We start from the raw sequence: 13,612 nt of genomic DNA, 5'->3' as shown, positions 1-13,612 counted from the left end.
TGGCCGGGTGCTGGAGATGACGCGCGAGGAGTTCGAGGAACTGGTCGCCGAGGCCCTGGACAGGATCCCGCCCGAACTGACGCGGCTGATGGACAACGTCGCCGTGTTCGTCGAGGACGAGCCCACCCCGGACGACCCCGAGCTGCTCGGGCTCTACGAGGGGACTCCACTGACGGACCGCGGTGAGTGGTACGCGGGCGTGCTGCCGGACCGGATCACCATCTACCGGGGCCCCACCCTGCGGATGTGCGAGACCCGCGAGGACGTCGTGGCGGAGACCGAGATCACCGTGGTGCACGAGATCGCCCACCATTTCGGGATCGACGACGAGCGGCTGCACGCACTGGGATACGGGTGATTCCCGGGCCCGGCCGTGCCGGGCAGGCCGTCGACCGGACGAGCGCGGGCGGACGTTCCCGGCCGTCGCGAGCGTGGCCGCTTCGCTGCTGGTGGGGCTGGGACCGCTGTTCCCGGGCGTGGAGTTGACGCGCGGCATCGTGGGCCGAGGGGTCGGGAGGCGTGTCCCCCACAGGGTGAGGGGAGTTGGGCAGGGTGACCCGCGAACCCCTGTCCCGGAGGTGCCCCGTGCGCCAGTTGTCAGCCCCCGGCCGGACGGCCGTCTGGATCGCCGCCTCCTTGGCGGTCCTGGCCTCGGCAGGCTGTATGAGCGTGAGCGAAGACGAGGGCCGCAAGCCCGCGCCCAGTACCTCGGCGGAGCGGCCCGGGGCGGCGGAGCCGGACGGCGGCCACGGAGCGCCCGGCGGCGGGCAGCGCCCGGTCGGCCACGGCGAGGTGGACCGGGACGGGAAGGACGACACGGCGGACGACACGGAGAAGGGGCCGGACGCCGAGGGATCGCCGGCCCCGAGCGGTGCGGCGAGCGGCGGGGCGGAGCCGACGCCCGGCGGGAAGCCTCCGAAGCCGGGGACCAAGCCGACACCGCCGCACGGCGGCGGGTCCCCGTCCTCGACCCAGCAGCCCCCGACCCTGCCTCCGCCCCAGTCGCCCACGCCCCCGGCGAGCCCGACGCCGCAGCCGAGCGAGCCGACGGACCCGCCGACGTCGTCGGCGCCCGAGGTGCACGCGGGGGCGAAAAGGTCGGTCGAGCATCAGGGCAGTCGCCGGGGCGGCCACCGGGGCTACGACGAGCGCACGGCGTCGTCACAGGAGTGGCCGGCGTAGGTGCGGGGGCGAGGGCGGGGACCCGGTGGCCTCCGCCCTCGCCCGGGCTGCGGATGTAAGGCGGGTCACTCGCGGGCGGTTTGCCTTTGCCGGGGGAGGGTGCGTATGGTGGTAGATCGTTTGATCCCATTGCCCGGCGCCGAAACGGAAGCGCGCCGTGTGGCGCGTATCTCCCTAGCCGTGGCTGACCGCATCGAGGCGGTCGAATTGCGAATTCACGGAGTTTGGGCGCGTGCCGAGACTCCGGAAGGTTTCGCATTTCGCATGTCCACTTTCAGTACTGATCACGCCGTCGTGCCCGAGAACGACACGCTCGACGAGACGGTCTCCGAGGTCGCCGAGACGGCCGCCGAGGAGTCCCAGCAGCCCCAGGTCACGTTCGCGGACCTCGGCCTGCCCGAGGGCGTCGTCCGCAAGCTCGCCCAGAACGGCGTGACCACCCCCTTCCCGATCCAGGCCGCGACCATCCCGGACGCCCTGGCCGGCAAGGACATCCTCGGCCGCGGCCGCACCGGCTCCGGCAAGACGCTCTCCTTCGGTCTCCCGCTGCTCGCCACCCTGGCCGGCGGCCACACCGAGAAGAAGAAGCCCCGCGGCGTCATCCTGACCCCGACCCGCGAGCTCGCGATGCAGGTCGCGGACGCCCTCCAGCCGTACGGCGACGTGCTCGGCCTCAAGATGAAGGTCGTCTGCGGCGGTACGTCCATGGGCAACCAGATCTACGCCCTCGAGCGCGGCGTCGACATCCTCGTCGCCACCCCGGGCCGGCTGCGCGACATCATCAACCGCGGCGCCTGTTCCCTGGAGGACGTCCAGGTCGCGATCCTCGACGAGGCCGACCAGATGTCCGACCTGGGCTTCCTGCCCGAGGTCACCGAGCTGCTCGACCAGGTCCCGACCGGCGGCCAGCGCATGCTCTTCTCCGCCACGATGGAGAACGAGATCAGCACCCTGGTCAAGCGCTACCTGACCGACCCCGTCAGCCACGAGGTCGACAGCGCACAGGGCAACGTCACGACAATGACGCACCACGTGCTCGTCGTGAAGCCCAAGGACAAGGCGCCGGTGACGGCCGCCATCGCCGCCCGCAAGGGCCGCACCATCATCTTCGTCCGCACCCAGCTGGGCGCCGACCGCATCGCGGAGCAGCTGCGCGACGCCGGTGTGAAGGCCGACGCGCTGCACGGCGGCATGACGCAGGGCGCCCGTACGCGCACGCTGGCCGACTTCAAGGACGGCTACGTCAACGCGCTCGTCGCGACCGACGTCGCCGCCCGCGGCATCCACGTCGACGGCATCGACCTCGTCCTGAACGTGGACCCGGCCGGCGACCACAAGGACTACCTGCACCGCTCGGGCCGCACCGCCCGCGCCGGCAAGTCCGGCACGGTCGTCTCCCTGTCGCTGCCGCACCAGCGCCGCCAGATCTTCCGCCTCATGGAGGACGCGGGCGTCGAGGCGTCGCGTCACATCGTCGGCGGCGCGGGCGCGTTCGACCCGGAGGTCGCCGAGATCACCGGTGCACGTTCGCTCACCGAGGTCCAGGCCGACTCCGCGAACAACGCCGCCAAGCAGGCCGAGCGCGAGGTCGTCGAGCTGACCCGTCAGCTGGAGCGCGTGCAGCGCCGCGCGGCCGAGCTCCGCGAGGAGGCCGACCGCCTGGTGGCGCGCGCCGCCCGCGAGCGCGGCGAGGACCCGGAGGCCGCGGTCGCCGAGGTGACCGAGGCCGCCGAGGCGGAGATCGCCGCGACGCCGGAGCCGCAGCCGGAGCGCGAGTCGCGCGAGGAGCGCCCCGCGTACGACCGGCGTGACGACCGCGGCAACTTCGAGCGCCGCGACCGTGACCGTGGCGACCGCGGCGGCTTCCGCCGCGACGACCGCCGCGACGACCGTGGTGGCCGTCCGTTCGAGCGTCGTGACAACGACCGTGGCGGCTTCCGCCGCGACGACCGCCGCGACAACGACCGCGGTGGCTTCAACCGCGAGCGCGGTTTCGACCGTGACCGTGGCTTCGAGCGCCGGGACGACCGTGGTGGCCGTTCGTTCGAGCGTCGTGACAACGACCGTGGCGGCTTCCGCCGTGACGACCGTCGGGACGGTGACCGCGGTGGCTTCCGCCGCGACGACCGTGGTGGCCGTTCGTTCGAGCGCCGTGACAACGACCGTGGCGGCTTCCGCCGCGACGACCGCCCGTCCGCCCACCGCGGCAGCGACCGTCCGTACGGCCGCCGCGACGACCGCCCCTCGAGCGGCTTCCGCTCCGGTGGCGAGCGCCACGACCGCCCGTACGGCCGCCGCGACGACCACCGCGGGGCCGGTTCGAACTCCGGCTCCTTCGGCGGCCGCCGTGACGACAAGCCGCGCTGGAAGCGCAACGGCTGACGCTGTGTGACCTGCTGAGACAGGGCCCGTACGACACTTCGGTGGCGTACGGGCCCTGTTGCGTTGAACGGGTTCGAAAGTGCTTCCACTGCTGGTGGGGCTGCTGTTACAGTCCTTCCACTTGCATGGGGTGCGGTGCGGCCGGGGGGCCTTCACACATTGCTGTTCAGCACGGGCACCGCTGATCTCCCGTGCCTCTTCTTCATTCATCAGGGGAGGACCTGAGTGCCTCGTAGCGCTCTCCTACGCCATTCCATCGCGGCCGTCGCCGCGACCACCCTTCTCGCCGGCCTCGGCCCTCTCTCCGCGCCGGCCACCGCGGCCGAGGACCGGGGGGTCGTCTTCCCGGCCTCGGTCGCGGGGCAGCCGCGCGACGTGGTCCCGCTCGTCGCGGGGCCGACCGGTTACCTGTGGTACGAGCAGGGCCGCGGACACTTCTGGAGCACCTATGCGGGCGACTCCACCCCGCTCACCGCCAGAGAGGAGGGGCCGGAGGCCGACGGCACGTACGGCGCCGGTTTCGACGGCTTCGCCACGTACCTGGCCGACTGGACACCGACGTCGGACTCGGTCCGGCTGGTGGACATGGCCACGGACAGGCTCAGCTACCTCGACATCCCGAGCCGCCACCAGTACGTCGGCGTCTTCGGGTCCACCGTGGTCACCTTCACCCAGAGCACCACGACCGCTCCGCGCGCGTGGCATCTGCTCCGGACAGTGAACGGCACGGTGCAGGACACCCCGGTGACCGGCTGGCCGGAGGGCGCGCTGCCGCCCGCCAAGGCGGTGACCGGAACGGCGGACGGCATCCTCACCACGTACGAGCTGGACGGCGTCTCCCGCTCCGCCTGGATCGACCTCGCCTCGGCGCAGGTGCGCACCGTCCCCGGTGACGCGACGGTCCAGCCGGTGTCCACCGTGTCGAGCCCGACCGAGGTCGTGGAGTGGGCTAAGGACGGCGAGGCGCGGTTCTACACCAAGGGCGAGGCCGGCGCATCCGGTCCGCTCACCCTGGCGGCGACGACCGACCTTCCCTACAACGAGGGCGACGTGCTGCTCGGGGTCGTGGGCAGCCGGCTGATCGTCGGGCGTGCCTCCGGCGACGGCTCCTCCGCCCCGTACCGCGTCGTCTCCGTGCCGCGCGCTGGTGGGGAGGAGACCACTCTCTTCGCGCACGGGCGCAAGCAGGCGCTGGCGGCTCCGGACGGCGGGCTGCTGCTGGTCGCGGGGGCGACCGCCGACGCGCTGAGCCTCCAGCGGCTCGTGGCGGAGGGGGACGGGACGGCCGCGGCCGAGCTGGTGGACGTCACCCCCCTCACCTCCCAGCCGAGGTCGTTCAGCTTCAGCCACGGCCGGCTCGAGTCCCTGGAGCAGATGCCGGACGAGAGCAACGCCTACCGCACGCGGTCGGTGTCCGTGACCGGCGAGCTGACGGCGGGGGCGACGCAGGAGCGGGGCGGCTTCGGGCTCGGCATCGACAAGTGCACCGACGGCAGCCCCTGCGACGAGCACTTCGCCACAGGCGACGGACGCCTGGTCGTCCAGGGACTGTTCCAGTCGGACGACGAGCCCCTGGTCGTGGAGGAGGGCGCGACCTCGGGGCGCGTCCTGACCACCGAACTCACCAACGTCCAGATCACCGACGTCTCCGGGCGTTACGCGCTCGGCGGCGGAGAGACCGAGACCGGTGAATGGGTGACGAACACCGCCCTTGACCTGGACACGGGGAAGCGCCTGGCCACGTTCACGATCCCCTTCGACTACGACCTGTACGGCGACACGCTCTGGACGCAGGGCAAGGTGAACGGAACGGTCGTCGGCTACGACGTCCGGACCGGCGCGGTGAAGCGCACGGTCGACCTGGGCTCGGGCTGCCGGGCGGAGTTCATCAAGGTCACGGCCCACTGGCTGAGCTGGGACTGTGCCGGCTCGGTTCCCACCGGGGGTGTCTACGACCTCGACAAGAACGTCAACAAGCCGTACACGCAGCCGTTCTCGGTGCTCGGTGACGGCTATGTCGTCCAGACAGAGGGCCGGGACCTGACGGTCACCGACATCCGTGGTGCCGAGCCGGTCCTCAAGGCCACCTACCAGACCTCGGAGGACAACTTCGAGCACGGTCCGTGGGCCGTGGACACGGCGACCGGCCGCATGGCCTTCGAGGACAACGCCGCCGGTGACGTCCGGGTGGTCGACCTCGGGGTTCCGGCGTCGCCGCTGGCCCGTATCGACGCCGACGTGCCGACGGGCGCGAACCTGAAGGCCGGTGCCTGGAAGCCGCGCTGGTGGCTGTCGAAGCCGGCCGCGTCCTGGACGCTCACGCTGAAGAACAAGGCGACCGGCGCTGTCGCACGCACCCTCACCGGGGGCGAGGCGCGCGGAGTGCTGCGGGCCTCCTGGGACGGCAAGGACGCGGCCGGAAAATTCGTCGCGAACGGTACGTACACCTGGGCGCTGACCGCGCAGCCGGCCGACGGCCAGGGCGCGGACCTGACCGTGACGGGCTCGGTCGCGATCAGCGGGGCCGCGCCGGTGTGGCGTGACCTCGCCGGGGACGACGGCTTCGGTGACCTGCTGGTGATGGACTCGACGGGTCTCGTGTCGCTGTACAAGGGCACGGGCACGGGCGGGGTGTCGTCGCGGATCGCGGGGACCGGGGCGAAGTTCGCGACGACGGCGGTACTCGTGCCATCGGGCGACGTGAACGCAGACCGCTGCAACGACGTGCTCGTACGCCTCGGCAACGAGCTGCGGTCCTACCGGCCGGGCTGCGGCAAGATCGTCTCCGCGTCCTCGCCGTACACGTCGGTCGGCACCGGGTGGGGCCAGTACGACGTGCTGACGTCGCCGGGCGATGTGAACGCCGACGGCTACACCGACCTGATCGTGCGTCAGACGACGACGGGTGACATGTACTTCTACGCGGGCACGGCCGATCACCGGTTCAAGGGCCGGGTGAAGATCGGCACGAACTGGAAGACGTACGCGAAGATCGTCGGCGCGGGCGACCTGAACGGCGACGGGCGTGGTGACCTGCTCGGCGTCGACAAGGCGGGCGCGTTGTGGCGGTACTACGGCACGGCCACCGGTGGCGTCACGCCGCGGGTGCAGCTGGCGACGGGCTGGGGCGGGTACACCTCGGTGGTCGGGATCGGCGACATCGGCGGTGACGGGAAGCCGGACATCCTGGGCCGTACGAGTGACGGCCGGCTGTACCGGCACAGTGCGACGGGGAGCGGGACACTTGCGGCCCGGGTGCTGATCGGCACGGCGGGCTGGCAGGCGTTCAAGGGCCTGTACTGACGATCTCCCGCCGCGGTCCGGGCGACCGGGCCGCGGCGGGACAGGCCGGTACGGGATACCCGATCGGTTCCGGGGATCTCTTTGGTTATGCTCAGGTGTGCCGGGGGCCGTTAGCTCAATTGGCAGAGCAGCGGACTTTTAATCCGTTGGTTGTGGGTTCGAGTCCCACACGGCCTACCGCCAGGCAGGGCGGGCAGAGCGTACCCGACCTGCTACGCAGCGCCTCGATCGGTTTCGACCGGTCGGGGCGCTGCGTCGTTTCCGGCCTCGGGCGGGGCGCGATGCGCGAGCGGACGTCCCGGCGGGAGCCGCTGCGGAGACATCCTGACGGGCGCAGGGCCGGCGTGGCGGCGGCTCCTGTCCGGCCTGCGGGCTCGGTACGCATCCGGGGTCGGCGTGATCGTGGCGTGCCGCAGCGCCTCCGTGATCGTGTGGAGGCCGCCACCGTCGCCGTGTCGGGGTGAACGTGATCAGCTGCCGGCTGATCGAGCGCACGAAGCCGAGCGAAAGTGATTTAGCGTCAGCTACGTGACGCATCGGACGCCAGGTAACTTCGGCTCCTCCGGCCGGGCTACCCGCCCCCACACCCCCAACACCCCACGGGCACAAGGCCCGCGCCCTGCGTCGCGCAGCGCGGACGGGGGCATTCATCTCATCGGACCGCAGATTTCCTCTAGCTGCCTCGTCCGTTGAACTGCGAGTCACCTCACGGCAATCGACTGCGCCTTGCCTTGCCTTACGTTCCGACGACGGAAGGACGCCCATGCAGCGCAAGTCCCTTTCCCTCATGGCGGCGGCTGCGACTGTGCTGGCCGCGGCCGCGGCCGCGCCCCTCGCGGAGGCCGCGTCGCCGCAATCCTCGGCGGCCCGGACATCCCCCGTCCACGTCGCGAATCAGCCGCTCAGGCCCAGCGCCCCGCCGGTGACGACCACCGTGGCGCCCGGAGCGACACTGACCTCGATGACGTTCGGCAAGCGGGATGCCAACGACCGGTGGACCGTGCACGTCTATCTGCCGGCCTCCCCCGACGGGCCGCTCGCCTCCGCGGGCACCGCGCTCGGTCCCCAGGCCACCGCCGACCGCGTGGCTGCGGCGCTGCGCGAGAAGGGGTTCGAGCCCCGGGTCGAGAGGGTCGGGTCACCAGCGTTCGCCGACCGCCGCGCCGGAACGCTCGGCTGGACCGTCCGCATCGGCCGCTACGTGGACGCCGCCGACGCGACGGCCATGCTGGGCCGGGTCAAGGCGGCCGGATTCGCCGGCGGTACGCGCTACACGGCACAGGACGGCACCGACGCCCACGCGCCGCAGAAGGTCCACGTGCTCCGGCTCGACTTCCGTACCTTCGACGGCACGGTGGGCACGGACTTCGGGCCCGCGCTCAACGGGACCGAGAAGCTGACGGACCTCATCGGGTCGACGGGCGCGATAGCCGGCGTCAACGGCCAGTGGTTCTACAACAACGCCCCTGGCGGCATGTACGTCAAGGACGGCAAGCTGCTCGGCTCCGCCACCCAGGGCCGGGCCGGCGTGAAGCTGACCCGCGGCGGGCGGTCCGTCGACGTGGACACGTTCACCGCGCACGTGACGCTCCGGGCCGGCGCGGAGAGCGTCGAGATCGACGGGGTGAACCGTGTGCCCGGCGTCGTCTGGAACTGCGGCGGCGTCGGCGGCGACCTGCCGACCGAGAAGGCGCAGCACGACCTGCGGTGCACGGACAGCAGCGAGCTGGTGCGGTTCACCCCGGAGTGGGGCAAGGCCCCGGCCGGCGCGGGCGCGGAAGCCGTGCTCGACGCGAACGGCCGCGTGACCGCGGTGAACACCTCACGCGGCGCCCGTGTGCCCGCCGGAGGTTCGACCGTCCAGGCGATCGGCGACAGCGCCGACTGGCTGCTGGCGCACGTCGCGGTCGGCGAGACGCTGACGTTCACCGAGGAAGTGAAGGACAGCAGGGGCCGCCGGGTGGAGCTCACCCCGGACACGACGATCCTCCAGGTCGGCCCGACCCTGGTCAGGGACGGGCGGGTGTCGGTCAACGCCCAGCAGGACGGCATCATCCGCGAGGGCACGGACCAGACCTTCACGTACAACTGGACCGTGCGCAGCAATCCGCGCTCGGTGATCGGCGTGGACTACTGGGGCAGGATGCTGCTCGTCGTCGTCGACGGCCGGCAGGCCGGTTACAGCGAGGGGCTGGGTGTCGCGGAGGCCGCGCAGCTGATGCGGCAGCTGGGTGCGCGTGAGGCGATGAACCTCGACGGCGGGGGTTCCAGCGTCATGGCCACGGCGGAGGCGGGAGTCGTCAACCGGCCGTCGGACGCCGCCGGTGAGCGTCCGCTCGGCAACGTGCTGCTCGTGCACCCGCGCGCGACCTCCTGATCGCGGCAGCGCCCCTGGCAGGTCGGGGGGCTCCTCCGACCTGCCAGGGGCACCTCGATCGGGTTCGAGCGGTCGGGGCGCTCTGTGGTCTCGGGTCTCGGCGGCCGAGACCCGGGGCCGGCACGCGAGGGCCGCGAGTCCGGCGGTCGTCACGTCCAGAACAGGCCGCGCACCCAGGAGGACGTGATCGTGGCGGGCGCGGAGTCCGTCGCCGAGGCCGGGAAGTACACGGCCTCGAAGCGGACCTTCTCGTTCGCGGCGACCGAGCCGGCGTGGGGGAAGTCCGGGAAGCTGGAGCCGGCCGTGGTCAGGCGTTCCACGGCGGGGCCGGTCCAGCGGGAGCCGTCGGGGCGCAGGTGGTAGAAGCGGCCCTGGACCGTCCCGCCCGGGGGAGCCGTCAGAGTCAGGTGTACGGAGCCGGTGTAGCGCACGGCGCCCGTGAGCAGGTCCGTCGATCCCACCGGGACGGTGGTCCACTTGCCCGGCGGCAGCGACGTGTCGGTGTCGGAGGCGAGATTCCAGTTGTCGGGCATGTCGTCCTCCTCGGAGGGCGGGGCGGATGCGAGACGGTCGGCGATGCGCTCGCGCATGGACGCCATCGTGAATCCGCGCGGGTCGACCTTTCCCGGCTGCCACTCGAGGTGGCCGATCACGCTGCGGTGGGTCCAGCCGTGCGCGCGGCAGATCGCGGCGGACGCCTTCTCGATCGCTTCGAGCTGGGCGGCCGGCCACGGGTCCTCGCCGTCGCCGAGGTTGATGCACTCGAAGCCGTAGAAGTGGCGGTTGCCGTCGGTGTTCGCCTCGTCGTCGGGAGGCAGCGTGCTCTCCGCGATCACGGCGCGCAGGACGTCGTCGTCGCCGGCTCCCGCATGGTTCGCCCGGCCGTTGCCGACCATGTAGACGGTGCCGTCCTTGGCGATGACGCCGTGGCACAGCGGTCCGGGCAGTCCGGAGTAGCCGTTGTAGCAGAGCTCCACCGAGGACGCGGTGCCGGAGGTGACGGTGTGGTGGACCATCACACCGTGCACCGGGGCCCAGGGGCCCACGTGGTTGCGGTTGTGGGTGCGCCACTCGCGGTACTCCACCACGCGCAGTCCCTCGTTCCGTAAGGCGGTGAGCAGCTGGTCGGCGGTCAGCGGTTCGGCCATCGGGTCTCCTCTCGGTGTGCGTCACGGTGTGGTCGCGCAACGATCGGCGATCAGTGCTGGCATACCCAACGGGCGTACTGTTCACCCCGGTTGGGGCCACGGACGAGGGCGCCCGGACGCAGCGGCCGTCGTCGGAGCGGGCCGCGAACCCTGGCCGGGTGCGGCCGCGCAGGGCCGGATCGGCGGCCTGACCGGTAAATGGGAGTGGATCTTGCTCCGGATGGCGTAAGGTGGTGTTCACCGACGCGGGGTGGAGCAGCTCGGTAGCTCGCTGGGCTCATAACCCAGAGGTCGCAGGTTCAAATCCTGTCCCCGCTACTGAAGACGGTGGCCTGGCAATCGAGACGATCGATTGCCGGGCCACCGTCGTTTCCGGCGCCCGTGACCTGGGCTTCTGTGCATGCGGACGCGGCAAGTCGCCGCCTGCCGCACGGGCGCGCAGCATGGGAGGGGCGCGGCACCGGTCCGTTGCCGTGGCGGAGCGGCAGGGAGAACACCTGTGGGGCGAGAACTGGGCAGCAGCCACCGGGCGCCGTGGTTCGTCCGCGTCCTGCCCGCTGTGATGATCGCCTGCGGCATCGTCTTCGACCTGCTGACGCCGGCCCGGTTCACCGCGGTCCCGCTCTTCGCCGCGGCCCCACTCATCGCGGCACCGATCGTCAGCTGGGTCGTGACGCTCCTCACCGGGATCGCCGCCGTCCTGGCCACGACAGTGCTGCACGCCTACAACGCCACCATCACTCAGATCACCGCTGCCACCGAGACGAGCACGGTGCTCACCGTGGCGGCCCTCGCGCTGCTCATCAACGGGGTCGTGGCGCGCAGCAGCGCGCGGCTCGCCTCGGCGCGGGTGATCGCCGAAGCCGCGCAGCGCGCCGTGCTGCCCACGCCCGCGGACCGGATCGCCGGTCTGCACATCGCGGCGAGGTACGAGGCGGCGCAGGCGGACGCGTTCATCGGCGGCGACCTCTTCGCGGTGCAGGACACCCCGCACGGGGTGCGGCTGATCGTGGGGGACGTGCGCGGCAAGGGGATGGGGGCGGTGGCGGCCGTCGCCGTGCTGATCGGGGCGTTCGGGGAGGCGGCCGAGCAGGAGACCTCGCTCGAGGGCGTGGCGCGGAGGCTGGAGCGGGCACTGAAGCGCGAGGGCATGCGGCGCGAGGGGGTGGAGGCCGTCGAGGGGTTCGCCACCGCCGTGCTCGGGGAGATCCCGCCCGGCGACGGCGCGGGGCGCGGCACCGTACGGCTGGTGAATCGCGGGCATCCCGACCCGCTGGTGCTGCACGCCGACGGCGGACTGGACGTGCTGGAGCCGTCCGAGGCTGCGCTGCCGCTGGGGATGAGCGACTTGGGCATGTGGCCGGACCGTGCGCAGGAGTATCCGCTGCCCGCCGGCTCGACGCTGCTGTTGTACACGGACGGCCTGTCCGAGGCGCGCGACGCCAGGGGCGTCTTCTACGACCCGGGTGAACGGCTCCGGGGCGGTGTCTTCCCCGGTCCCGACGCGCTGCTCGACGCGCTGGTCGACGACGTGCGCCGGTACACGGGCGGTGGGGCCACCGACGACATGGCGCTCCTGGCGGTCGGCCGGCCGGACGAGGGGCAGCCGGTCCGTCGGCGGACGGTGCCGGTCGTCTCCGCCGAGGGCGCCTCCCGGACGCATGGGCGGCCCGCGGGGCGGCGAGGGCCTACCGCACATCCGTACGGTGCGTAGTCGTAAGGTGCCACTGTGCATAACATTTGACACAACATCAGAAGACGCGCCGATCTGAAGGGTTGTCAAGTCGCCCGATTCCGCCTGCTTCTGTCCTGGTAAGTCCCGGCCGCAGTCGTCAACGATCAGTCGGAACAGCTTGGAATCCGGCCCTGGCTTCTATTAACGTTCGATAACGCAGCGCGGTTGTCCCAGCCGTCGCAAGAGGCGGCACCGTGCGCACGCGCCGAATCCCGTGAGGGAACCGGGGAACCACCAATTGGGGTGAATCGGGCATCACTTGCCGCGCAGTCCGCGGCCGAGGACGCCCGTAGGAGACCTTCCTGCTCCGAACCCGTCAGCTAACCCGGTAGGCGAGAAGGAAGGAAAGGAGTACGCCTTCGTGGCGTCCAACATGCCTGCCCCCGAGGCCCCGTTCGCGCCCGGTCACTTCGGCGGCGACGCCGCGGAGCGGACGTGGGAGGAATGGAATCCCACCGCGGAATCCATCCGTCCGGTGCGCGGCCGGCACCGCGTCGTCAAGCAGCGCGGCGGGCTCGCCCGCAGCTCCACCGTCCTCGGCGTCGGCGTCATCGCCGCAGTCGGCGCCGGTGGCATGGCGACCGCCCAGGAGAAGCCGGCGGTCTCCATCTCCCTCCCGGACTCGATCACGGACAACCTGCCCGACGCCACGTCCCTTCCGGGCGTGGGCTCCCTCATCTCCGACGACGCCGGCTCCGAGGGTTCCGCGGCGAATGCCGCCCCGCTCACCTCGATGACCGCCGTCGCCGACAACGGGACGGCCACCGGCGGGCAGACGGCCGGCGCGGGCGAGGCCCTGCGCGCCCGCATCCTCCAGCAGGTCGAGCAGCAGCGCGCCGAGGCGGACGCCGAGGCGAAGGCCGCCGCCGAGAAGCTGGCCGCCGAGCAGGCCGCCGCCGCGGCGGCGAAGCAGCAGAGCGAGGCCGAGGCCCAGGCGGCCGAGGAGAAGCGGAAGGCCGAGGAGGCCGCGCGGGCCAAGGAGGAGGCGGAGCGCCTCGCCAGGCTCGCCGCGAGCTATGCGCTGCCCACCTCCTCGTACACGATCACCTCCACGTACGGCGAGTCCGGCTCCATGTGGTCCTCCGGCCAGCACACCGGGCTGGACTTCGCCGCTCCCACGGGCACCCCGGTCAAGGCGGTGCACGGCGGCACGATCAAGTCGGCCGGCTGGTCGGGTTCGTACGGCTACCGCATCGTGCTTGAGCTGGCGGACGGCACCGAGGTCTGGTACGCCCACCTGTCGTCGATGACCGCGAGCGCGGGCCAGAAGGTCGCCACGGGCGAGACCATCGGCCGCGTCGGCGCGACCGGCAACGTCACCGGGCCGCACCTGCACATGGAGGTCCACACCCCGGGCGGCTCGGGCCTCGACCCGATGGCCTGGCTGCGGGACAAGGGCCTCACGGTCTGACCCGACCGACGGCAGGGCCGAGCGCGCGCGGTACGGGATTCTCCCGTGCCGCGCGTTCTTGTGCCGGGGGTGGA

Annotated in this window: 8 protein-coding genes, 2 tRNA genes and 1 riboswitch; of the genes, 9 read left to right on the top strand and 1 reads right to left on the bottom strand. The window is 72.0% G+C overall.

Features of this window, described 5'->3' with window-relative positions:
• The first annotated feature begins 7 nt into the window (after window positions 1-7).
• The 6 genes from ACLB9X_RS30440 (at window position 8) to ACLB9X_RS30415 (ending at window position 9,244) form a co-directional block, all read left to right on the top strand.
• Window positions 8-358 carry a metallopeptidase family protein gene (locus tag ACLB9X_RS30440; RefSeq protein WP_307714680.1) on the top strand — a complete coding sequence of 117 codons (351 nt, stop codon included), beginning with the start codon at window positions 8-10 and terminating at the stop codon, window positions 356-358.
• A 311-nt stretch (window positions 359-669) separates the two neighbouring features.
• Complete coding sequence (locus tag ACLB9X_RS30435; RefSeq protein ID WP_410363654.1) at window positions 670-1,182, top strand: hypothetical protein; 513 nt, start codon at window positions 670-672, stop codon at window positions 1,180-1,182.
• 264 nt (window positions 1,183-1,446) lie between these two features.
• Window positions 1,447-3,564 carry a DEAD/DEAH box helicase gene (locus tag ACLB9X_RS30430; RefSeq protein ID WP_410363653.1) on the top strand — a complete coding sequence of 706 codons (2,118 nt, stop codon included), beginning with the start codon at window positions 1,447-1,449 and terminating at the stop codon, window positions 3,562-3,564.
• A 225-nt stretch (window positions 3,565-3,789) separates the two neighbouring features.
• Window positions 3,790-6,867, top strand: coding sequence for an FG-GAP-like repeat-containing protein (locus ACLB9X_RS30425; RefSeq protein WP_410363652.1), 3,078 nt, complete (start codon window positions 3,790-3,792; stop codon window positions 6,865-6,867).
• 104 nt (window positions 6,868-6,971) lie between these two features.
• Window positions 6,972-7,044, top strand: a tRNA-Lys gene (locus ACLB9X_RS30420).
• 586 nt (window positions 7,045-7,630) lie between these two features.
• Window positions 7,631-9,244 carry a phosphodiester glycosidase family protein gene (locus ACLB9X_RS30415; protein WP_410363651.1) on the top strand — a complete coding sequence of 538 codons (1,614 nt, stop codon included), beginning with the start codon at window positions 7,631-7,633 and terminating at the stop codon, window positions 9,242-9,244.
• A gap of 149 nt (window positions 9,245-9,393) precedes the next feature.
• Here the strand turns inward: ACLB9X_RS30415 and ACLB9X_RS30410 are convergent, their stop codons facing one another.
• A complete protein-coding gene (locus ACLB9X_RS30410; RefSeq protein WP_410363650.1) occupies window positions 9,394-10,392 on the bottom strand; it encodes an N-acetylmuramoyl-L-alanine amidase in 999 nt (332 codons plus the stop codon).
• A gap of 244 nt (window positions 10,393-10,636) precedes the next feature.
• Between ACLB9X_RS30410 and ACLB9X_RS30405 the strand changes: the two genes are divergently transcribed.
• The 3 genes from ACLB9X_RS30405 (at window position 10,637) to ACLB9X_RS30395 (ending at window position 13,538) form a co-directional block, all read left to right on the top strand.
• Window positions 10,637-10,710, top strand: a tRNA-Met gene (locus ACLB9X_RS30405).
• 181 nt (window positions 10,711-10,891) lie between these two features.
• Window positions 10,892-12,106, top strand: a complete 1,215-nt coding sequence (locus tag ACLB9X_RS30400) for a PP2C family protein-serine/threonine phosphatase (RefSeq protein ID WP_410363649.1) — start codon at window positions 10,892-10,894, stop codon at window positions 12,104-12,106.
• 214 nt (window positions 12,107-12,320) lie between these two features.
• A riboswitch (cyclic di-AMP (ydaO/yuaA leader) is annotated at window positions 12,321-12,477 on the top strand.
• Window positions 12,478-12,488: 11 nt separating this feature from the next.
• Entirely contained in the window at window positions 12,489-13,538 is a 1,050-nt protein-coding gene (locus tag ACLB9X_RS30395) for a M23 family metallopeptidase (protein WP_410363648.1), read from the top strand.
• Window positions 13,539-13,612 lie beyond the last annotated feature (74 nt).

The organism is Streptomyces sp. 5K101 (genome assembly GCF_046506645.1).
Classification (GTDB): Bacteria; Actinomycetota; Actinomycetes; order Streptomycetales; family Streptomycetaceae; genus Streptomyces.
The sequence above is the reverse complement of the archived record's forward strand: the minus strand, read 5'-3'. Positions and strand labels throughout refer to the sequence as shown.